Origin of the sequence: Janthinobacterium breve, from assembly GCF_051380895.1 — a bacterium.
In the GTDB taxonomy this organism is placed as follows: domain Bacteria; phylum Pseudomonadota; class Gammaproteobacteria; order Burkholderiales; family Burkholderiaceae_D; genus Janthinobacterium.
In genome coordinates this window covers 372,608-392,759 of the sequence record NZ_JBNYXY010000007.1, presented here as the reverse complement: position 1 = coordinate 392,759, position 20,152 = coordinate 372,608, and the positions used below count along the sequence as shown (strand labels likewise).

The following is a 20,152-nucleotide window of genomic DNA, read 5'->3' as shown; positions in this document are numbered from 1 at the left end:
GATCCCTAGCATGACTGCAGCCACCGTGCGCACAGTTGTTCGACTTCGCCGCGCCAGGCGGCGCTGGCGAACGTGTGGTTGGCGCCATCGACCTGCGCCTGCGTCCAGGGCGCGCGCGCGGCGACGGCGCGCCACGCCGCATCGCCGTCGAGCAGGGCTTGCCACTCGCGCGCGCCCAGGTCGTCGCCGCTGAGGATCAGCAAGACCTTGCCCTGGAACTGCGTCAGCGCCCGCAGCAGGGCCGGCGCGGGCGCGTCGTTTTGCTGCGCTGCCTGCGCCGGCACCTGCGTGGCGGCCGCCACCTGCCGCAGCGAGGCCAAGCTGGCGCCCAGCTGCAGTCCGCCTTTGGTCAGCTTGCGCCAGAACGCGCCTTGCAGCAGGCGTGGCAGATAATAATGGCGCAGGGTGGCGCGCGCCAGGCCGGCGCTGCTGCGCACCCACGGGTTGAGCAGGACCAGGGCATTGACGCGCGGGTCGCTTGGCGCATGGCAGGCGGCCGCCGTGGCGCCGTCGCACAAGCCCCACAGCGCCACTTCGCGCAAGGATGGCACGGCATCGAAGAATTGCGCCAGCGCGCCGGCGATGTCGGGACCGGCGGCGCGGTAATCGCGCGCGCCACCCTCGCTGTCGCCCATGCCGCGCAGGTCGAAACGCAGCACGGGCCAGCCTTGCGCGGCCAGGGCGCGCGCCAGCAAGACGAACTGGCGGTGGCTGCCCACCCGGTACTGGGGCCCGCCCGTGACGATCAATACGCCGCGCGGCCCTGGCGCGGCGGGCAGGCTGAGGATGCCGACCATACGCGCCTGCGCCTCGCCGTCTTCACCCGCATCGGTACCTTCGGCCACGCTGCGAAAGCGCAGCGCCAGCTCGCGCACGGTTTGCCCTGCAAGGTGCTGCTGAGTGCTGTCGCGTTTCATGGCGGCGTCCTCTCCTCGGCTAGCCAGTCGCGGCACAGTTTGCGCGTGGCGTCCAGCAGTTGCGGACACGCCAGCAGCTCGCCGCTGTGCCAGAACGGGCCATCGACGAAGCTGGCCACGTGCACGGCGGCGCCGCGTTCGCGCCATAGACACGCCAGCGGCGGCAAGGGTGCGCAGGTCTGCGCCGGCGCCTGGTACTCGAGCCAGTAGACGGGCACCGCGGGCAGCAGCGCCGCTGCGCTGACGCCATCGATGGCTTGCGCCAGCGCCGGCGCCAGCTGGTAGCCGGCCACTTCCACAGGCTCGCCTTGCGCCAGAGTGGCGCGCGCATGGCCGGGCGCTTCCTGCGTGCCGCCGGCCAGCATGCTGGTGGCCAGGCGCAGGCGCAGGAAGCGGTCGATGCTGCGCCGTCCATCGGTTTCCGGCTGCCACAGCAGCAAACGCGCCAGGGGCAGCGGCGCGCGGCTGGCAAAATCGAGCGCCAGCAGGGCGCCCAGGCGCACGCCCCACACGGTCAAGGGACCGTCGACGCGCTGCGCCAGCCAGGCGCAAGCCAGGTGCAGGTCGTTGTGCCAGATGTCCCAGCGCGCCTCGCCGAAGTCGCCGCTGCTGTCGCCGCAGCCAAACAGGTCGATCTGCAGCACGCTGTAGCCGGCGGCGGCAAAGGCGCGCGCCTGCGCGGCGGCCACGTGGCGGCTTTTATTCAGTTCTTCCGCGAACGGATGCACGTAGAGGATGCCGCCGCGCGCGTTGCGGCCCGGCGGCGGCAGGTGCAGCAGGCAATAGCGCTGGCCGCCGCTGGCGGGCAGGAAGAAGGGCAGCAGCGGCAGCGCCGCGGTGGCGGTATGGCTCATAGTCGCAGCTTTGCAAACACGAAATCGTGCAGGGTGCCCACGGTGGCGAAGTGGCGCGCGTGGATGTCGTCGTCGGCGACAAGGATGCCGCAATGGTCTTCCAGCGCGGCGATCACGCCGATGACGGCCATCGAGTCGAGTTCCGGCACGCTGCCCAGCAGCGGCGTGTGGGCTTCCAGCGCGCGCCCGTTCAAGCCCAGGGTGGTGTCGAGGATGTGCTTTACTGCTTCAAGATGCGGCATGTCAGCTCCAGGGAAGGGTAGTGCGGCAGGGAGGACGTATCGAAGGCCAGGCAGGGGATGTCATCCGGACGGCGCGACAGGTGCAGATAGGGCGGCAGGCTGGCGGCCATCCATTGCCAGCGCCCGCAGCGCAGGAAGGTGGCAGTGCCCAGCGCATGCGTGCCCAGGCGCGCATGGGCGCCCAGCGAGGCACGGTTGAAACGCGAGATGCGGCTGCACGACCAGCGCACGCCCTGCGCGTACAGCATGGCGTTGGCTTCTTCCCACAGGCGGGCGAAGACCAGGCCGCCCCGCTGTGCGGGATGGACCCATACGTCCAGGTCCCACGAGGACTGCTTCGACGCCAGCGCATAGCGGGCGCGCACCTCGTCTTCCTGGCAACCGTGGCGCAGCAGCCAGATCCAGCCGGCCATGGCGGCTTGGTCAGCGTCTTGCGCATTGCGGGCCACCAGGCATTGCGCGCCCTGGCGGTAGCGCTCGCGCAGCGCGCCGGGACGGCGTTCGGGACCTGGCGGCAAGTCCGCTTCCGCCAGGCAGGGCGTGACCGTGATCGACCGGCCGCGCTCGCGGCACAGCGAACCGGGCGCCACGGCTTGCGCGACGAATTGATAACGATATAGCGCGCAACGCCCGCCCGGCACGCGTTCCAGTAATCGCGCCAGAGCCAGCCAGGCGCTGTCGCGCCAGCCCAGCTGGCGAAGGCTGGCGGCAAGCCGTTGCAACCGGGGAAAACGGGTGAAGCTGGCCATGGCGGTCAAGGATGGGGCGGCTATGCAGCCAATGTTGTCCATTAGAGCGCAGCGGCCGACGCTGGTCTTGCGCCGGCTCAAGCTGTGTTGCTGAAACTGTTAATTGATCAAAATCAAGACCGCTGTGGCCGTTTGTCTGAATCATAGGGGAATGCATGGCAATCATGGCAACCCGGGGATGAGACGATGGCGACACTGATACACGAGCTGATATTCGACACGGCGCAGCGCGCGGCCCACGCGCCGGCGCTGTCGTGGCAGGGCGAGGAAGTAAGCTATGCCGCGCTGGCGCAGTCCGTGCGCGAGGCGGCCAGCACCTTGCTGACGCTGGGCTTGCAGCGTGGCGCGCGCGTGGCCGTGTACCTGGAAAAACGCCCGGAAAACGTCAGCGCCATGTTTGGCGCGGCGGCGGCCGGCGGCGTGTTCGTGCCCGTCAATCCGCTGCTCAAGCCGGATCAGGTAGCCTACATCCTGGCCGATTGCAACGTGGCCATCCTCGTCACCTCGCGCGAACGCTTGGCGCAGCTGGGTCCGGCGCTGGCCGCCTGCCCGGACTTGCAGACGGTGCTGTTGACGGGCGAAGGGGAGACGCAATCGCACCTGGGCAAGGTACGGCTGCTGCCGTGGAGCGGCATACCCGCCGCGCCCGCGCCCCTGTGGCATGCGGTGATCGACACGGACATGGCCGCCATCTTGTATACCTCGGGCAGCACGGGGCGGCCGAAAGGCGTGGTGTTGTCGCACCGGAACATGCTGGCCGGTGCGCTCAGCGTGTCGTCCTACCTGCGCAACACGCCGCAAGACCGGATCTTGTGCGTGCTGCCGCTCAGCTTTGATTATGGCCTGAGCCAGCTGACGACGGCCTTTGCCAGCGGCGCCTGCGCCGTGCTGATGAATTATCTGCTGCTGCGCGACATTGTCGAGGTCGTGGAGCAGGAAGCCATCACGGGCCTGGCCGCCGTGCCGCCCCTGTGGGTGCAGCTGTCGCAGCTGAGCTGGCCCCTGTCCACGCCTTTGCGCTACATCACCAATTCGGGCGGCGTGATGCAGCGATCCACCCTCGACCGGCTGCGCCAGTCGCTGCCGCGCACGCAGGTCTACCTGATGTATGGCTTGACGGAAGCGTTCCGCTCCACCTACCTGGCGCCGGAACAGCTGGAGCGGCGTCCCGATTCCATCGGGCAAGCGATCCCCAACGCGGAAGTGCTGGTGCTGCGTCCGGACGGCAGCGTGTGCGACGCCGACGAGCCTGGCGAGCTCGTGCACCGTGGCGCGCTGGTGGCGCTTGGTTACTGGAACGATACGGCGCGCACGGCCGAGCGCTTCAAGCCGCTGCCGCCGCAGGCGAGCGGCCTGGTGCTGCCGGAACTGGCCGTCTGGTCGGGCGACACCGTGCGCCGCGATGCGGATGGCTATCTGTATTTCGTGGGCCGCAGCGACGACATGATCAAGACGTCCGGCTACCGGGTCAGTCCGGCCGAGATCGAGGAAATCGCGTATGCGAGCGGGCTGGTGGGCGAGGCGGCCGCGCTGGGCCTGCCCCATGCCGTGCTGGGCCAGGCCATCGCCTTGCTCGTCACGCCCGCGCCGGGTGTCGAATTGCTGCGCGACAGCGTACTGGCAGCCTGCCGCGCGCGCTTGCCCAGCTATATGGTGCCGCTGTGGGTGGAGATCCGCGACGGCGTGCTGCCGCGCAATCCGAATGGCAAGATCGACCGCCCATTGCTGGCCAGGGAACTGGCGCGCGCGTATGCGGTCCAATCAGGAGATGCGGTATGAACGGTCCCGGCATCAAAGACGCCCATTTGAACAGCCCTGATAGCCCCGCCGGGCTGGAACTGCCGTCGCACGCGCCCCTGCGCCAGTTCGCCGTGGCTGGCGACATGCTGCAGATCGGCGGCATGCCCTTGCGCCGGCTGGCCCAGCGCGTGGGCAGCACGCCGTTCTACGCGTATGAACGCGCGCACATCACGCGCCGCGTGGCCGAACTGCGCGCCGCCTTGCCCACCGGGGTGCTCGTGCATTACGCCATGAAGGCCAATCCCATGCCGGCCGTGGTGCAGTGGCTGGCGGGCCTGGTCGATGGCCTCGACGTGGCGTCGGGCGGCGAACTGGCGACGGCGCTCGATACGCCCATGGCGCCGTCGCGCATCAGTTTTGCGGGGCCAGGCAAGAGCGATGGCGAACTGGCGCGGGCCGTGGCAGCAGGCGTGCTGATCAACGTAGAATCGGGCGCCCAGCTGGAAAGGGTGGCGCTGGCCAGTGAACGGCTGGGCGTGACGGCCAGGGTGGCCGTGCGCGTGAATCCCGATTTCGCCTTGCGCCGTACGGGCATGCGCATGGGCGGCGGCGCGCAACCGTTTGGCGTCGATGCGGCCCTGGTGCCGGCGCTGCTGAGCCGCATCGGCCAACTGGGGCTGGATTTCCACGGCTTTCACCTGTATGCGGGCTCGCAAAACCTGTCGGCATCGGCCCTGGCCGAAGCGCAGGCGCTCAGCGTGCAACTGGCCCTGCAGCTGGCCGACAGCGCGCCGTCGCCCTTGCGCACCCTGAATATCGGCGGCGGCTTCGGCGTGCCGTATTTCCCCGGCGACCAGGCCCTCGACCTGGCGCCCGTGGCTGCAGGCTTGCAGCGGCAGCTCGACATCCTGGCCCAGGCGGCGCCCGGCGCCCGTCTGAACCTGGAATTGGGCCGCTACCTGGTGGCCGAGGCCGGGATTTATGTGTGCAAGGTGCTCGAACGCAAGGTGTCGCATGGACAGGTCTTTCTCGTCACGGATGGCGGTTTGCACCATCATCTGGCGGCCTCCGGCAATTTTGGCCAGCTGATCCGCAAGAATTACCCGGTCGCCATCGGCAACCGCTTGCAGGGCGGGGCGCGCGAAGTGGCGTCCGTCGTGGGGCCGCTGTGTACGCCGCTGGACTTGCTGGCCGACCAGATGGAAATGGCGCGCGCCGAGGAGGGCGACCTGGTGGTGGTGTTCCAGTCGGGCGCGTATGGCTTGACGGCCAGCCCGACGGCCTTTCTCGGCCATCCCTTGCCGGCCGAGGTGCTCGTATGAGCGGCCTGTGCGGTTGGCTGGCGCCGGCTTCCGGCCTTGCCGCCGGTACCGGCAGGGCAAGCGATGGCGCGGCGCGGGCCTCCCTGGCGGCCATGGCTGCACCGCTGTCGCGTTTTGATGGCACGCTCCTGGCCACCAGTGTGAGCGACGTGGGCGGCGTGGCCGTGGCCGCCATCGACGGCAGCCGCCATGTGCACCAGCAAGATGGCTTGCAAGTGGCCATCTGGGGCCGGCCCGTGCTCGACGGTTCGGCGGACGACGTGGCGAGCCGCCTCGCGTCCCTGTGGCTGAGCCGTGGCGTGGCCGCCTGCGCCTGCCTGTCCGGACCATTTTCGCTGGCCATCCTCGACGCCTTTTCCGGCTCGGCCCTGCTGGCCGTGGACCGCGCCGGCATGCATCCGCTCAGCTATACGAACAATGCGCAGGGCCTGTTCTTTGCCTCCTCGCATGACGCCTTGCTGGCCCATCCCTCCGTGCGGGGCGCGCTCGATCCGCAAGCCCTGTATCACTACCTGTACTTCCACATGGTGCCTGGCCCGGCCACGGCCTACCTGGGCCAGCAGCGCTTGCTGCCCGGCGAATACCTGCATGTGCGCGGTGGCAAGCAATGCAAGGGCAACTACTGGCAACTGACTTTCCAGGAGCCACGCGCGGCGCGCACGCGGGCCACCTTTGCCAGCAACAAGCAGGAATTCCTGCGCCTGCTGCGCCTGGCCGTGGAAAGCAGCCTGGGGGCGGATGGGGCGGATACGGGCGCGTTTCTCAGCGGCGGCACGGACAGTTCCACCCTGGCCGCCATCATGGGCCAAGTGACGGGCCGGCCCGCGCGCACGTATTCCATCGGGTTTGATGTACCCGGCTATGACGAAATGGCGTATGCGCGCCTGGCCGCCAGCCACGCGGGCAGCATCCACCACGAGCGCTACGTGACGCCAAGCGACGTGCTGGCGGCGATTCCCGCCATGGCGGCCGTTTTTGACCAGCCTTTCGGCAATGCCTCGGCCATTCCCGCCTTTTACTGCGCGCAGATGGCGCGCGAGGATGGCGTGAAGCGCCTCCTGGGCGGCGACGGCGGCGACGAATTGTTTGGTGGCAATGAACGCTATGCGCACCAGGCCTTGCTGTCGCAGTACGGGCGCTTGCCCGCCATGCTGCGCCAGGCCATCATCGAGCCGCTGCTCTTCCGCCAGCAGAGGGGCAAGCCGTGGCGACTGGCCGACAAGGCGCGCCGCTACATCGAGCAAGCGAGCCTGCCGCTGCCGGCCCGGCTCGACAGCTACAACTTGCTGCTGCGCCATGGCTACCGCACGGTGCTGGAAGCGGGTTTCATCGACACCATAGCCCCGGGCATGGCGCCCGGCTGCGTGAATGGCGCGTATTGGGAGCGGCAAGGCCAGGGCTTGAGCCAGATCAATGAACTGCTGGCGCTGGACATGCGTTTTACGTTGGCCGACAATGACCTGTTCAAGGTGCGCAAGGCGTGCGAGCTGGCCGGCGTGGAAGCGGCCTTTCCCTTCCTGCACGACGCGATGGTGGCGTTTGCCGCGCGCCTGGCGCCGCGCGACAAGCTCGATGGCAGGCAGCTGCGGCCCTTCTTCAAGCGGGCGCTGGCGGACATCCTGCCGCCGGCCATCGTGCGCAAGAAAAAGCACGGCTTCGGCTTGCCTTTCGGCCAGTGGCTGCACAGCCACGCGCCGCTGCGCGAATTTGCGTTCGATAACCTGACGCAGCTGCGCGGGCGCGGCATCGTGCGGCCCGTTTTCATCGACGATCTGCAAGGACGCTTGCTGGCGGAACATCCGGCCTATCACGGCACCATGGTGTGGCTGCTGCTGATGCTGGAACAGTGGCTCAGCCAGCATCCGGGCGCGCTGGGTGCGCTTGCCGGCGGTTTTGCCGCAAGCGCCACAGAAATGCCAGCCGTCCTCGATCCCACGGCGTAAAGCGGGGCAGTTGCAGCAGGTCCAGCCCCGCGCCCGGGCGCGCCACGCCCCAGTCAGTGGCCACTGCCGCCTTGAAGCCCAGGCTGTGGACCATTGCCACATGTGGCGCGCCATAATCGCGCCCGGCCTTCCCGTTCGGATACGCAAACAGGGTGACGGGCGCCTGTATCAAGTCTTCCAGCTGATGCTTGCCGTTGGCGATGTCCCGCCGCGCGGCGTGGTCCGGCAAGGTGGACAGAATCGGGTGGCTGGCCGTGTGCGCGCCCAGGCCCATGCCGGCCGATTGCAGCTGGCGCAGCTGCGCCGTGCTCAGCATGGCGGCCTGGCCCGCCGTGGCGCCTGCCCGCCGGCGTATCTGCATGGCCAGCTGCTGGCGCCGGCCGAACGGCAGGTATTTGAGCTGGCCCAGCAAGGTGGCGATGGCCGCTTGCCGCTGCGCCAAGCTGGCGACGGGCAGGCAGCCCAGGCCGTGTTCCTGCAAGTCCAGCCGGGGACCGGGCGCCTGGCGCACGGCCTCGATCACCGTGTCACTCCACATCTGTCCGCCGTCCAGGTAGCCCGTGGCGATAAAAAACGTGGCGTGCAAGCCATGTCGCTGCAGCAGCGGCAGGGCAACTTGCGCATTGTCCGCATAGCCGTCGTCAAAGGTGATGCACGCGGCGCGCGGCGGCAGGCAGCCATCTTGCAGCCGCTGCACGGCTACGGCCAGGGGCAGCGGGGCATAAAAGCGCTTCAGCAGGCGCAACTGGCGCTCGAACAAGCGGGCGTCCACTTCGCCGGGAAACAGGGGGTCGGGCCGTGCCAGCACGCGGTGGTAGATCAAGATGGACAAGGTGGCCGTCATGGCTGCTCCGCAATGGCGGCCCGGGCCTTGGCCCTGGCCTGTCGGGCGCTGGAGGTGGAGGCCGGCGCCTGCTGCTCGACGATGATGCGCGTGGCGATCAGGGCGGCCATCAGGTAGTAGGGCATGTCGAAATACAGCAGGCTGAGGAAGGCGCCGCCCACGGCAAAGCCGATCAGGCTGGCCTGGCTCATGGTGGCCAGGCCGTGCGCCCAGCGCAGTTCCGGCTTGCCCCGCGTGCGGCGGATGATGGCGGCCGCCGTGCGCCAGGTGGCGATGCCCAGCGCCAGGTAAATGAACAAGCCGACAAAGCCGTGTTCGCCCAGCGCCTGGAAATAGATGCTGTGCGCTGCGTGCACATCCATGGGGTTCGGCGCGTAGCGGGCAAAGATGGAGGCGTCGGAGACATCGAAGCCGCCTCCAAGAAAGCGGTCGCGCGCCAGGTTCCAGGCCATGCGCCAGGCATTCAGGCGGCCCATGGCGGACACGTCATCCTGATACGTGTTGATGGTGTCCATGCGATCGGCCCAGCGCTCGGGCATGAAGGCCAGCAGCAGCGGCGCGACCGCAGCGAGCAAGGCGCCCAGCACCAGCTTGCGGTCGCTTTTCAGCCACATGAACAAGCCCATGGCGGCAATGGCCAGCAGCGCGCCGCGTGAATACGAGCCCAGCGCGGCCAGCGCCGACAGCAGCATCGCGGCCGACAAGCCGTGGCGCAGCCAGCGTTTATCGGTGTTTTGCTGCAAATAATACATGAGGGGGATGGTGATGATCAGGGCCAGGGCCAGCGCATTGTTATCCCCAATAAACGTTTCGTCCGGCCCCCAGACCCGCTCCGTGCCGCCGCTGCGGATGGTGAAGATGCCGCCTTTCACGCCGTAATAGCCGATCGAGCCCACCAGCACCCACACAAGGCGCACGATGTCGCGCCGCGTGCGTATCACCATCATGGTGACAAAGCTCATCAGCATGATCTTCATGACCTTGTTCCACTGCACCCACGACGCTTCAGGCAGCAGCGCGAACGGCGCCGTGACATTCATCCATCCGACGAACAGCAGCAGCAGCACGCTGACGGGCGTGAGCGGTAGGCTCTTCGGTTCGCGCGTCATCACGAGGCTGAGCATGGTGGCGATGGCGATGATGAAGGCGAACGGCAAGTGGGTGGCAAAGCCCCAGGCTTGCGTGTGGGGATTCATCACGCTGACCCAGACCCACATCAGGCCGCCAATGGCCGGCGCCTTCAGGATGTAGGGCAGCGAACCGAGGATGATGATGGTGATCACGATGTCGCGCATGAAGGGAACGCTCCTGGTGTTGGCCGGGTTTGCAAGGTATTGATGTCTGTCAACGGGCTGACGGGCAGGCTCAGTACACTGGATTAATACTGTTCAGCGTTGTTGACACCGTCAATCAGTTTTGTCATGGTAAGACCAAGGAGGCATGTCCTTGTTGACCGTTCTCATGGCGACCTACAATGGCGCCGGCACTTTGCCCCAGGTATTGCGCGCCTACATGGCGCTGCGCCCGCCCGTTGGCGGCTGGCGCCTGGTCATTGCCGACAATGGCAGCACGGACGCCACGGCCCGGGTGATCGCCGCCTTCCGCGGCCGTCTGCCCTTGAGTTCGGTCTACGTGGCGCGGCGCGGCCGCAGTCCCGCCCTGAACGGCGCCGTCGAGCACGCTTTGCGCCAGGGCGGCGATGGCAGCGAGCTGTTCGTGTTTGGCGACGACGACGCCATGCCCGCGCCCGACTGGCTGTGCCGCTTGCAGGACAGCGCGCGTGATCACCCCGGCTACGCCCTGTTCGGCGGCGCCATCGTGCCCGCCTGGCGGGAACAACCGGCGCAATGGCTGCTGCGCCTGACCCCCGTTGGCTTGACCTGGGGCATCACCAGCCCCGGCCTGCGCGACGCGCCCATCTATCCGGGCCTCGTGTGGGGCGCCAACATGGCGATACGCCGCCGTATCTTCGAGGCGGGTGCCCGCTATGACGAAAGCATCGGCCCGCAGGGGAGCAGCTACGCCATGGGCAGCGAAACCAAGCTGAACCTGGAAATATATCGGTCCGGCAACCCTTCGTGGTTCTGTCCGCAGGCGAGCGTGGCGCACATCATCCGCGTGAATCAGGTGCAGCGCGGCTGGATATTGCGGCGCTCCTTCCTGTTTGGCCGGGGCCAGTGCCGTCTCGTCGTGCCGGCGCCCAGCGTGGAATGGCTGGGCGTGCCGCGTTGGATGCTGGGCCGCTATCTGCGCAACGGCGTGGCCGGCGTGCGCGCCTGGCTGCGCGGCGACCGCGAAACGCTGTTCCTGCGCCGCTGGGAAATGGCCTCGCTGCGTGGCTATTTCTATGAAGCATGGCGCGGACGGCGCAAACGCCTGCCGCGTGTCGTCATTACCAGCTATTCCGGCGAACTGGGCGGCATGGAGCTGCGCATGGCGCAGGAAGCGCGCATGCTCGGCAAGGCCGGCTTTGACAGCGTGCTGGGCCTGCGCCGCTTTCCCGGCTTTGCTGCATGGACGCAAGGCTTGCGCATGCAGAAGCTGCAGGTGGCAGTGTATGAGCCGCCCCTGTTTGTCGAGCACTGGGCGTGGCGGCGCTGGAATCTGCTGCGCGCCAGGGTCACGGGCGCCTGGCGCCTGCGCCGCTTGCGGCCGGACCTGGTGCACGTGGCCTTTTGCTGGACGACCTATGGCGCCTCCATCCTGTGGCTGGCGCAGCAGTGCCGTCTGCCTGCCGTCATCAGCGTGCACAATGCGTTTCCTTTGGAACCGTTCAGCGCCTGGCAGCGGCCGCTGTTGCAGGAAGCGTTTCGCAGCGTGAAGGGCGTGTATGCAGTATCGTCCTCGGCCATGCGGCATTTCCTCGACCTGTATCGCGGCATGCTGGCGCCGCAGACGCGGCTGGCCGTGATCCCGAACGGCGTCGACACGGATGCGTTCATCGTGTCGCCCGAACGGCGCCAGCTGGCGCGCCTGCAGCTGGCGCTGCCGCCGGACGCCCTGGTGATCGGTTGCGTGGCGCGCCTGTCGGCGCAAAAACGGCCGCAGGCCTTGCTGGCCATGTTCCTGCGTCTGCGCCACGAGTTCCCCCAGTTATACCTGGTGCTGGCGGGCACGGGGCCGCTGGAAGCGATGCTGCGCGAACAGGTGCTGGCGGCGGGGCTGCAGGCGCGCGTGCTGTTGACGGGATTCCAGCAGCGTATCGAATTGCTGATGCCAGCCTTCGACCTGCATTTGCTGCTGAGTAAGAACGAAGGCTTCGGCATTGCCACCATCGAGGCGATGGCTTGCGGCGTGCCGGCCGTGGGCACCGATGTGCCGGGTACCAGCGACATCCTGCACGGCAGCGGCGGCGGCATGCTGCTGCCGCTCGACGACGAGGACGCGGCGTGCCGGGCCGTGGCGGACCTGCTGCGCGACCCTGTCCGGCGGCAGCGCATGGGACGCCAGGCCCGCCTGGAAGCGGAAGAGCACTATTCCATGCAGCGGCTGGAGCGCCAACTGCGCCAGTTCTATGCCGGTCTCGTGTAACGCCAGGAGTCTCCCCGCATGAACGCCACGCGCCATTCGTTCCTCTTTTCCTTCGCCGAAAAATACACGGTGTTGCTGCTCAGCATCGTCGCCACGATGATGTTGTCGCGCCTGCTGACGCCGGCCGAGGTGGGCGTGTATTCGCTGGGCGCCGTGCTGGTGGCCATGGCCCAGGTGGTTCGCGACTTTGGTGTGGGCCAGTACCTGATCCAGGAAAAGACCCTGACGACGGAAAAATTGCGCGCCGCCCTGGCCACCAGCCTGACGGTCGCCTGGCTGCTGGCGGCGCTGGTGCTGGCTGCCAGCGGCCCGCTCGCGCGTTTCTATGCAGAGCCGCGCCTGCAAGCGGTGCTGCAGTTGCTGTCGATTAATTTCCTGCTGATACCGTTCAGCGCACTGACCTTGCCCTTGCTGCGGCGGCAATTGCGCTTTCGCGCCATCTATGCAATCAACGCGGCCAACAGCGTCACCAACCTGCTGGTGGGCGTCAGCATGGCCCTGCTTGGGCATAGTTACATGAGCCTGGTGGCGGCCGTGTTGGCCGGCTCCACGGCCTCGCTGCTGACCAGCCTGGTAGTGCGCCCCCGTGAACTGCCGTGGCTGCCAGGGCGCCGCGGCATCAAGGCCATCATTTCCTTCGGCGCCTACGCGACGGGGGGCGGCCTGGTGGACGAGGCGGGCGTGGTGGCGCCGGACCTGGTCATCGGCAAAATGATCGATATCGAAAGCCTGGCCCTGTTCGGCAAGACACAAAGCATGCTGAGCATTTTTAACCAGGCCATCACCAGCGCGATCTCGCCCGTGGTCTTCCCCCTGTTCGCGGCGCGCGACCGCGAGGAGGGCGGGGCTGGGCCCGTGTATCTGCGCACGGTCAGCTATATGACGGCGCTGGCCTGGCCCTTCTTCCTGTTCCTCGCCTGCATGGCCTTGCCTTTGGTCAAAGTGTTATATGGACCGCAATGGAGCGCCTGTACGCCCTTGATACGCATCATGTGCCTGTCCGCAGCCGTGTATAGCATATTCAGCATGGCCCGCTACCTGCTCGTGGCGACGGGCCAGATGCGCGTGCAGGCCCGGCTCGATGCCTGGGCGGGCGGCTTGAAGGTGGCGGCGCTGTTGCTGGCCGCGCCATTCGGACTGGTGGCCGTGGCCTGGGCCGTGGTGTTCAGCACGTTGGTGCGCAGCTGGCTGATCTACCGCTGCCTGCGGCGCTTCAGCAGTCTCGACTGGCGTGTCCTGCTGCCCGTCTTGCGCAAGAGTCTGGCCCTGTGCGCGATCAGCAGTCCTCCGCCGCTGTACATGCTGCTGTGGATGCCGGCCGACATGCCGCACGCCATCCCGCTGCTGGCGCTGGCAGGCACGGCGCTGGTCACCTTGCTGTGCTGGATCGGCGGTATTTTCCTGTTGAAACATGACATCGCCGGCGAGTTCTTGTTATTGCAACGCAAGCTGGCTGGCCGCTGGCTGGCAGTCAAATCACCGCACTGAGCCGCCAGCGGCGCGGGCGCACGAAAGGATGACCATGCGTGTCGGTATCTTGTCCTACCCGATGCTGTTCCAGCGTGACGGCGGCTTGCAAATCCAGGTACGCGAAACCATTGCCGCGCTGAACCGCTTGCCCCAGTTACCGGCGCGCCCCCTGGACGTGCAGCTGGTCGACGCCAACCACCAGCGGCTGGCCGATTTCGACGTGCTGCACGTGTTTTCGGCCAGCAATGGCACCTACCGCATCATGGAAATGGCCAGCGAGCAGGGCGTGCCCGTGGTGCTGTCGCCGCTGCTGTCGCCTGGCTGGGGCCGCGCCAGCGCCTGGCGCGCGCGGCTGGCCGACCGGCTGGCGGGACGCCTGACGGAATGGATGGTGCAAACCAGTTATGCGCAGACGCGGCGCGCCTTGCAGCTGGCCGACGTGGTGATCGCCTTGGGCGAGGCCGAGCGCGATGCCATCGTGCAAGGTTTCGGCATGGGGGCCGACGCCATCCGCGTCTTGCCCAACGGTATCAACCCGCATTTCTTCACGGCCAATGGCGATCTGTTCCTGCGCGAAACGGGTATTGCCGGGCCGTTCGTGCTGATGACGGGCAGCATTTCAGCGTATAAAAACCAGCTGGGACTGGCGCAGGCGCTGGCGGGCGCCGGCTTGCCCCTGGTGCTGATCGGCGCCGCGCCGCGCGAACAGCAAGCGTATCTGCAACAGTTGCTGGACTTGCCGCACGTCAGCTGGCTGGGCGCGCTCGACCATGCCGACCCGCTGCTGGCCAGCGCCTATCATGCGGCGGCCGTGGCGGCCTTGCCCAGCCAGGGCGAAGTGTTTCCCTTGAGCGTGCTCGAAGCACTGGCGGCCGGCACGCCCGTCGTCATGACGGCGCAAAGCGCGCTGGACTTGCCCGATTCCGCGTTTGCGCTGCGCAAGGTGCGCTGGGACGATGGCCCCGCGCAACGCCAGGCCATCCTCGACTTGCTGGCGCTGCCGCCCGAGCGCTGCCGCGTGCAAGCCCTGGTGGAACGTTTTACGTGGGAGCGGGTGGCGGCCCAGATTGCCGATTGTTACTACCAGGTCCAGTCCTTGCCTGCCAGGAGGCAACATGCTGTTTAATTCCTTCGCCTTTCTGTTCGGCTATTTGCCCATCGTGCTGGCCGGCTATTTTTTGCTGGACCGCTGGGCATCCTCCGCCAGTTGGCGCCTGGCGCCGGCCATGTGGCTGGCGCTCGCCTCGCTGTTCTTCTATGCCTGGTGGGACGTGCGCTATCTGCCGCTGCTGCTGGTGTCCATTTGCGTCAATTATGGCGCCGGTCGCCTGATCGGCGCCAGCGCGGGCGCGACCCGCAAGCGCGTGCTGGTGGCGGCGCTGGCCCTGAACCTGGGTTTGCTTGCGTACTATAAATATGCGAATTTCTTCATCGACAGCCTGAACGCCGTCGCCATCGCTGCCGCCGGTACCGATACTGCCAGCCTGCCGTGGCATGGCCTGGCCATCATCTTGCCGATCGGTATCTCGTTCTTTACCTTCACGCAGATCGCCTTCCTCGTCGATTGCTACCGGGGCGAGGTGCGCGAATACCGTTTCATCCATTATGTGCTGTTCGTCAGCTATTTTCCGCACCTGATCGCCGGCCCCGTGCTGCACCACCGCGACATGATGCCGCAGTTCGCCGACCCGGCCAACGCCCACCCGCGCGCCGCCAATTTCGCCATCGGCCTGTCGATCTTCACCATCGGGCTGGCAAAGAAGGTGCTGATTGCCGACAACCTGTCGCCGCTGGCCATGCCTGTCTTCGCGGCCGGGGCGAGCCCCACGCTGATCGAGGCGTGGATCGGCGTGCTGGCCTACACCTTCCAGCTGTATTTCGACTTTTCCGGCTATTCGGACATGGCCATCGGCCTGTCGCGCCTGTTCGGCGTGAAATTGCCGCTGAACTTCAACTCGCCGTACAAGGCAGCCAATATTGCCGACTTCTGGCGCCGCTGGCACATGACCTTGTCGCGTTTCCTGCGCGACTATGTATACATTCCCCTGGGCGGCAGCCGCCATGGCGAGGCCATGCGCTACCGCAACCTGATGCTGACCATGCTGCTGGGCGGCCTGTGGCATGGCGCCGGCTGGACCTTTGTCATCTGGGGCGGCTTGCACGGCTTGTACCTGGTGCTGCAGCAGGCGTGGCAGCGGGTCTTTGGCGCGGCGCGGGCGCACTGGTGGCCTGGCGTCCTGACCTTTCTTGCCGTGATGCTGGCCTGGATCTTCTTCCGCGCGCCCGACGTGGCCACGGCCTGTGATATCGCGGGCGCGCTGGTGGGGGCGAATGGCGTGAGCCTCCCGCGCGGCCTGGCCAGCCATGCGGCCAGCCTGGCCCAGTGGGGCCTGCATCCGGCCTTCGACGGCATCCGCTGGATCGAACTGGCGGGGCCAGGCTTGCCCGTGCTGCTGGGCGCCATGCTGCTGGCCTTCAGGGCGCCGAATACGCAAGAAATTTTCTTTCTTTACGAGCCCGCCATTGAAAGAATATTTCAACCGCAAGGACGCTGGGCCTTCCGCTGGCGTCCCACGCGGCGCTGGAGCGTGAGCTTTGCCGCGCTGTTCGTCGCCTGCATCTTCGGCATGAACCGGGTCACCGAATTTCTCTACTTCCAATTCTGAGCATGGATACTCCGGCCCGCCGCTACCTCATCTGCTTCTGCGCCTGCGTTTGCCTGGTCCTCGGCTCCGTCTCGTTCATGAACTACCAGGTCGATCCCTACCTGCTGCACCAGTGGGACAGTCCCTTGCTGCAGCGCCCGCGCCAGATCAATGAAAAGCTCGGCGCCTGGGCCAAGACCTATGCCGTGGCGCGCTACCGGCCGGCCATCATCTACATCGGCAATTCGCGCACGGAAATGGGCTTGCCGACGGGCGTGCGCGCCTTGTTCGACGGCAAGCGCATCTTCAACAGCGCGGTGTCCGGCGCCTCGATCGGCGACGCCATCCTTCTGGCCGAGCATGCTGCCAGGGTCAGCCGCGTCGAGACCATGGTGTGGGGCATCGACGCGCCCACTTTTTCCCTGGACATGGGGGCGGCGCGTGTGGAAGACAGCCTGACGGGCGCCGAGCACGGCTTTTTCGCCCAGCGCGCCCTGGTCAACCTGAAGCGTGGCCTGACGCTGGACATGACGCAGGACAGCGTGCGCATCCTCACTGGCAATGCCGGCGATACCTGCCGCTCCAATCTGGCCGTGTATGGGCAGCGCGACGAGACTTGCACCCTCAAGGGCATCCGGCACTGGCTCGTCACAAAGGAAGCGATTCCCGTGCGGCTGCAGGAATTCGTCGATGGCCTGGGGCCGACGCCGCCATCGACACTAGCGCTCGATGCCAGCATCGGCAAGCTATGCCGGAGCGGCATGCGCCTGCGCCTGTACATCAACCCCACGCACGCGCTGACCTTGTACGCGCTGCACTGGCGCGGCAAGTGGGATGCCATGCAGGCCTGGCAGCGCGGCCTGGTGCAGATCGTCGAGCGTCACCGCCGGCAGGGCTGCGACGTGCGTCTGTATGATTTTTCCGGTTTCAACAGCATCACGACCGAAGCGACCCCGCTCGTCAGCGGCAAGCCCGACATGCATTATTACTGGGAAGTGTCGCATTACCGGGACAATGTGGGCCGCCTGATCCTGGCGCGCCTGTTTGGCGGCGATACGCCGGCGCCGGCCGATTTCGGCGTGGAGCTGACGCATGCCAACGTCGACGCCCACCATGCGGCCACGCGTGCCGCGCGCGACCGCTATCGCGTGGAACACGCGCGCGAGGCGGCCTATGCGCAGCGGGTGCTGGACGGGCCGCTGATCCGGCGTTGATGTAAGGCGCCGCATACGCCATTTCTCCACTTCCAATGCTGACCATGGATACCACCGCCCGCCACTACCTCGCCATCTTCTTTGCCTGCGTCCTGGCCGCGCTGGCCCTCGTTTCTGCCGTGAATTACCACGTCGATCCGTACTTGCTGCACCAGTGGGACAGCCCGCTGGTGCAGCGCCTGCGTCCCACGTATGAAAAGCTGGCCGTGTGGGGCAAGACGTATGCCGTGGCGCGCTACCGGCCCGCCGTCGTCTACATCGGCAATTCGCGCACGGAAATGGGCTTGCCGGCGAGCAGCATGCGTACTTTGTTCGAGGGCAAGAGCGTTTTCAACAGCGCCGTCTCGGGCGCCTCGATCGGCGATGCCATCTTGCTGGCCGAGCACGCGGCCAGGGTCAGCCATGTCGACACGATGGTGTGGGGCATCGACGCGCCCTCGTTTTCCATGGAGCTGGGCTCGGCCGGCGTGGAGCCGGGCTTGACGGACGGCGGCCCCGCGTTTTTTGCGCGGCGCGCCTTGCTCAACATCAAGCGCGGCCTGTCGGTGGACATGACGCGCGACACCTGGCGCATCCTCAGCGGCAGCTATGACGGCGCCTGCCTGTCCAGCCTGGCCCTCCACGGCCAGCGCGACCAGTCCTGCATCACCAGCCGCAACCATGGCTGGGCCGGCACGGCGCGCGCGTTCACGCCGCGGCTGCAGGAATTCGGCGACGGCCTGGGGCCGACGGCGCCCGCGCTGCAAGCCTTCGATACGAGCGTCGGCAAGTTGTGCCGGGGTGGCACCCGCTTGCGCCTGTACATCAACCCCACGCATGCGCTGACGCTCGACGCCCTGTACTGGCGCGGCAAATGGGACGCCATGCAACAGTGGCAGCGCGATCTGGCGCAGATGGCCGGGCGCTACCGGCGCCAGGGCTGCGACGTGCGCGTGTACGATTTTTCCGGCTTCAACAGCATCACCAGCGAGCCGATCCCGCAAGTGACGGGCGCGCGCGACATGCGCTATTACTGGGAAGCATCGCACTACCGCGACAATGTGGGCCACTTCATCCTGGCGCGCCTGTTTGGCGGCGTGCCACGGCCGCCGGCGGACTTCGGCGTCGAGCTGACGGAAACCGGCATCGCCGCCCACCAGGCGGCGATGCGCGCCGCGCGCGAGCGCTACCATGCGCAGCACGCGGACGAGACGGCGTACCTGCGCCATGCCTTGACCTTGCCCCGCGAACCCAAGTAGGCGGCCAAGGGCGCAGGCGTACGCCGTGGGGCAGGGCGCTTGCGCTATGATGCTGTTTTGCCATTTAGCACGTTCCAGGACTCTCCATGAAAATCGCCTTCTTTGCCAGCCAGCCCTACGACCGCCGCTTCTTCGATGAAGGCTTGCCGTCCCAGCCCGACTCCGCCGGCATCGAACTGGTCTACCACAGCGCCTTGCTGAGCCAGGAAACCGTGGTACTGGCGCAAGGTGCCGAGGCCGTTTGCGTCTTCGTCAACGATGTGCTCGACGCGCAAGTGCTGGAATCGCTGCACGGTTACGGCGTGCGCGCCATCCTGCTGCGCTGCGCCGGTTACAACAACCTCGACCTGGAAGCGGCCAAGCGCCTGGGCCTGTTTGTTGCCCGCGTGCCCGCATATTCGCCGGAAGCCGTGGCCGAGTACACGCTGGCCCTGGTGCAGACCCTGAACCGCCACACGCACCGCGCCTATGCCCGCGTGCGCGAAGGCAATTTCTCGCTGGACGGCTTGCTGGGCGCCACTTTGCACGGCAAGACCGTGGGCATCGTCGGCACGGGCAAGATCGGCCTGGCCACGGCGCGCATCTTCAAGGGTTTCGGCTGCACGGTGCTGGGCCACGACCCGTATCCGGCGCCCGCGTTCGCAGAACTGGGCACGATGGTGGCGCTGCCGCAACTGCTGGCCGAATCCGATATCGTTTCCCTGCATTGTCCCTTGATGGAGAGCACGCGCCACATGATCAGCGAAGCAACGCTGCCGCTGATGAAGAAGGGCGCCATGCTGGTGAACACCTCGCGTGGCGGCCTGATCGACACCGGCGCCGTCATCGAGGCCTTGAAATCGCGCCAGCTGGGGTCCTTGGCCATCGACGTGTACGAACAGGAAAGCAATCTGTTCTTCCAGGACCGTTCGTCCGACATCATCGACGACGACATCTTCCAGCGTTTGATGACGTTCCCGAACGTGCTGGTGACGGGCCACCAGGGCTTCTTCACCATCGAGGCGCTGCGTGAGATCGCGGCCATCACGTATCACAACCTGCAATGCTTCCTGCAGGGCAGGGCGTGCGAAAACAGCGTACTAGCTGGCTGACGCCGGTTTCTTAGGCTTGGGCGGCGGCTTGGGTTTCGGCAGTGGCAAGGCGTCCGCCGTGCGCCGCGCCAGCTGGCTGAGCCAGTCGCGCTCGTCCCACAGCCCGCCATCGATCAAAAAATATGGCTTGGCTTGCGGGTAGGGCGGCGCTTCCTGCAGCGTGCCTTGCGCGCTGATCCAGGCGCGGCCCGCATCCGTCGGCTTGATGAACAGCTGGTCGTCGGCGACGATGGCGAACATCTTGCCGTCGCAATACAAGCCGTACTCGCCAAACATTTTTTTCGCGTTGACGCTGCCTGCGGCCGCCAGTTGATCGAGCAAAAAATCCACGGTGCCTTGCTGTGATGCCATG

17 protein-coding genes are annotated in these 20,152 nt (G+C 66.9%); 10 read left to right on the top strand and 7 right to left on the bottom strand.

What is annotated here, in order from left to right:
• Positions 1-5: 5 nt before the first annotated feature.
• From ACQ4W0_RS16195 to ACQ4W0_RS16180, 4 genes are read right to left on the bottom strand one after another with little or no spacing between them, the layout of a single operon-like run.
• Positions 6-917: a hydrolase 1, exosortase A system-associated gene (locus tag ACQ4W0_RS16195; RefSeq protein ID WP_436577649.1), complete on the bottom strand. Its 912-nt coding sequence runs from the start codon at positions 915-917 to the stop codon at positions 6-8.
• Positions 914-1,771: a hydrolase 2, exosortase A system-associated gene (locus ACQ4W0_RS16190; protein WP_436577648.1), complete on the bottom strand. Its 858-nt coding sequence runs from the start codon at positions 1,769-1,771 to the stop codon at positions 914-916. The genes ACQ4W0_RS16195 and ACQ4W0_RS16190 overlap by 4 nt, the downstream gene beginning before the upstream one ends.
• Positions 1,768-2,013, bottom strand: coding sequence for an acyl carrier protein (locus tag ACQ4W0_RS16185; RefSeq protein WP_436577647.1), 246 nt, complete (start codon positions 2,011-2,013; stop codon positions 1,768-1,770). Before ACQ4W0_RS16185 ends, ACQ4W0_RS16190 begins: the two co-directional genes overlap by 4 nt.
• A complete protein-coding gene (locus ACQ4W0_RS16180; protein ID WP_436577646.1) occupies positions 1,992-2,762 on the bottom strand; it encodes a hypothetical protein in 771 nt (256 codons plus the stop codon). The genes ACQ4W0_RS16185 and ACQ4W0_RS16180 overlap by 22 nt, the downstream gene beginning before the upstream one ends.
• Before the next feature lie 186 nt (positions 2,763-2,948).
• On the opposite strand from ACQ4W0_RS16180, the gene ACQ4W0_RS16175 reads away from it, so the two are divergent.
• The 3 genes from ACQ4W0_RS16175 to ACQ4W0_RS16165 are packed head-to-tail and all read left to right on the top strand — an operon-like array spanning position 2,949 to position 7,767.
• Complete coding sequence (locus tag ACQ4W0_RS16175; RefSeq protein WP_436577645.1) at positions 2,949-4,541, top strand: acyl-CoA ligase (AMP-forming), exosortase A system-associated; 1,593 nt, start codon at positions 2,949-2,951, stop codon at positions 4,539-4,541.
• Positions 4,538-5,824, top strand: a complete 1,287-nt coding sequence (locus ACQ4W0_RS16170; protein WP_436577644.1) for a pyridoxal-dependent decarboxylase, exosortase A system-associated — start codon at positions 4,538-4,540, stop codon at positions 5,822-5,824. Before ACQ4W0_RS16175 ends, ACQ4W0_RS16170 begins: the two co-directional genes overlap by 4 nt.
• On the top strand, positions 5,821-7,767 hold the full coding sequence (locus tag ACQ4W0_RS16165) for an asparagine synthetase B family protein (RefSeq protein WP_436577643.1): 1,947 nt from the start codon (positions 5,821-5,823) through the stop codon (positions 7,765-7,767). The genes ACQ4W0_RS16170 and ACQ4W0_RS16165 overlap by 4 nt, the downstream gene beginning before the upstream one ends.
• Here the strand turns inward: ACQ4W0_RS16165 and ACQ4W0_RS16160 are convergent.
• Entirely contained in the window at positions 7,676-8,611 is a 936-nt protein-coding gene (locus tag ACQ4W0_RS16160; RefSeq protein WP_436577642.1) for a polysaccharide deacetylase family protein, read from the bottom strand. The two genes, ACQ4W0_RS16165 and ACQ4W0_RS16160, sit on opposite strands and share 92 nt — an antisense overlap.
• Positions 8,608-9,906 (bottom strand): putative O-glycosylation ligase, exosortase A system-associated, encoded by a 1,299-nt coding sequence (locus tag ACQ4W0_RS16155; RefSeq protein WP_436577641.1) that lies wholly within the window; start codon positions 9,904-9,906, stop codon positions 8,608-8,610. The genes ACQ4W0_RS16160 and ACQ4W0_RS16155 overlap by 4 nt, the downstream gene beginning before the upstream one ends.
• Before the next feature lie 151 nt (positions 9,907-10,057).
• Between ACQ4W0_RS16155 and ACQ4W0_RS16150 the strand changes: the two genes are divergently transcribed.
• The 7 genes from ACQ4W0_RS16150 to ACQ4W0_RS16120 all read left to right on the top strand — a co-directional run bounded on the left by ACQ4W0_RS16150 (position 10,058) and on the right by ACQ4W0_RS16120 (position 19,800).
• On the top strand, positions 10,058-12,142 hold the full coding sequence (locus ACQ4W0_RS16150; RefSeq protein WP_436577640.1) for a glycosyltransferase: 2,085 nt from the start codon (positions 10,058-10,060) through the stop codon (positions 12,140-12,142).
• Positions 12,143-12,160: 18 nt separating this feature from the next.
• The gene (locus tag ACQ4W0_RS16145; protein WP_436577639.1) at positions 12,161-13,630 is read left to right on the top strand and encodes a lipopolysaccharide biosynthesis protein; all 1,470 of its coding nucleotides are present in this window, start codon (positions 12,161-12,163) and stop codon (positions 13,628-13,630) included.
• Between the two features lie 34 nt (positions 13,631-13,664).
• A complete protein-coding gene (locus ACQ4W0_RS16140; RefSeq protein ID WP_436577638.1) occupies positions 13,665-14,738 on the top strand; it encodes a glycosyltransferase family 4 protein in 1,074 nt (357 codons plus the stop codon).
• Positions 14,728-16,278, top strand: a complete 1,551-nt coding sequence (locus tag ACQ4W0_RS16135; RefSeq protein WP_436577637.1) for an MBOAT family O-acyltransferase — start codon at positions 14,728-14,730, stop codon at positions 16,276-16,278. Before ACQ4W0_RS16140 ends, ACQ4W0_RS16135 begins: the two co-directional genes overlap by 11 nt.
• A gap of 2 nt (positions 16,279-16,280) precedes the next feature.
• Positions 16,281-17,471: a hypothetical protein gene (locus ACQ4W0_RS16130; RefSeq protein WP_436577636.1), complete on the top strand. Its 1,191-nt coding sequence runs from the start codon at positions 16,281-16,283 to the stop codon at positions 17,469-17,471.
• 44 nt (positions 17,472-17,515) lie between these two features.
• A complete protein-coding gene (locus ACQ4W0_RS16125; RefSeq protein WP_436577635.1) occupies positions 17,516-18,709 on the top strand; it encodes a hypothetical protein in 1,194 nt (397 codons plus the stop codon).
• An 86-nt stretch (positions 18,710-18,795) separates the two neighbouring features.
• Positions 18,796-19,800, top strand: coding sequence for a 2-hydroxyacid dehydrogenase (locus ACQ4W0_RS16120; RefSeq protein ID WP_436577634.1), 1,005 nt, complete (start codon positions 18,796-18,798; stop codon positions 19,798-19,800).
• Here the strand turns inward: ACQ4W0_RS16120 and ACQ4W0_RS16115 are convergent.
• Positions 19,789-20,151, bottom strand: coding sequence for a TfoX/Sxy family protein (locus tag ACQ4W0_RS16115; RefSeq protein ID WP_436577633.1), 363 nt, complete (start codon positions 20,149-20,151; stop codon positions 19,789-19,791). The genes ACQ4W0_RS16120 and ACQ4W0_RS16115 overlap by 12 nt on opposite strands.
• Position 20,152 lies beyond the last annotated feature (1 nt).

Bases quoted from the DNA above. Each gene is read 5' to 3' on its own strand.
- ACQ4W0_RS16120 (WP_436577634.1), top strand. From the start codon at position 18,796: ATGAAAATCGCCTTCTTTGCCAGCCAGCCCTACGACCGCCGCTTCTTC.
- ACQ4W0_RS16125 (WP_436577635.1), top strand. From the start codon at position 17,516: ATGGATACCACCGCCCGCCACTACCTCGCCATCTTCTTTGCCTGCGTC.
- ACQ4W0_RS16130 (WP_436577636.1), top strand. From the start codon at position 16,281: ATGGATACTCCGGCCCGCCGCTACCTCATCTGCTTCTGCGCCTGCGTT.
- ACQ4W0_RS16115 (WP_436577633.1), bottom strand. From the start codon at position 20,151: ATGGCATCACAGCAAGGCACCGTGGATTTTTTGCTCGATCAACTGGCG.
- ACQ4W0_RS16190 (WP_436577648.1), bottom strand. From the start codon at position 1,771: ATGAGCCATACCGCCACCGCGGCGCTGCCGCTGCTGCCCTTCTTCCTG.
- ACQ4W0_RS16180 (WP_436577646.1), bottom strand. From the start codon at position 2,762: ATGGCCAGCTTCACCCGTTTTCCCCGGTTGCAACGGCTTGCCGCCAGC.
- ACQ4W0_RS16160 (WP_436577642.1), bottom strand. From the start codon at position 8,611: ATGACGGCCACCTTGTCCATCTTGATCTACCACCGCGTGCTGGCACGG.
- ACQ4W0_RS16155 (WP_436577641.1), bottom strand. From the start codon at position 9,906: ATGCGCGACATCGTGATCACCATCATCATCCTCGGTTCGCTGCCCTAC.
- ACQ4W0_RS16145 (WP_436577639.1), top strand. From the start codon at position 12,161: ATGAACGCCACGCGCCATTCGTTCCTCTTTTCCTTCGCCGAAAAATAC.
- ACQ4W0_RS16195 (WP_436577649.1), bottom strand. From the start codon at position 917: ATGAAACGCGACAGCACTCAGCAGCACCTTGCAGGGCAAACCGTGCGC.
- ACQ4W0_RS16140 (WP_436577638.1), top strand. From the start codon at position 13,665: ATGCGTGTCGGTATCTTGTCCTACCCGATGCTGTTCCAGCGTGACGGC.
- ACQ4W0_RS16170 (WP_436577644.1), top strand. From the start codon at position 4,538: ATGAACGGTCCCGGCATCAAAGACGCCCATTTGAACAGCCCTGATAGC.
- ACQ4W0_RS16165 (WP_436577643.1), top strand. From the start codon at position 5,821: ATGAGCGGCCTGTGCGGTTGGCTGGCGCCGGCTTCCGGCCTTGCCGCC.
- ACQ4W0_RS16185 (WP_436577647.1), bottom strand. From the start codon at position 2,013: ATGCCGCATCTTGAAGCAGTAAAGCACATCCTCGACACCACCCTGGGC.
- ACQ4W0_RS16135 (WP_436577637.1), top strand. From the start codon at position 14,728: ATGCTGTTTAATTCCTTCGCCTTTCTGTTCGGCTATTTGCCCATCGTG.
- ACQ4W0_RS16175 (WP_436577645.1), top strand. From the start codon at position 2,949: ATGGCGACACTGATACACGAGCTGATATTCGACACGGCGCAGCGCGCG.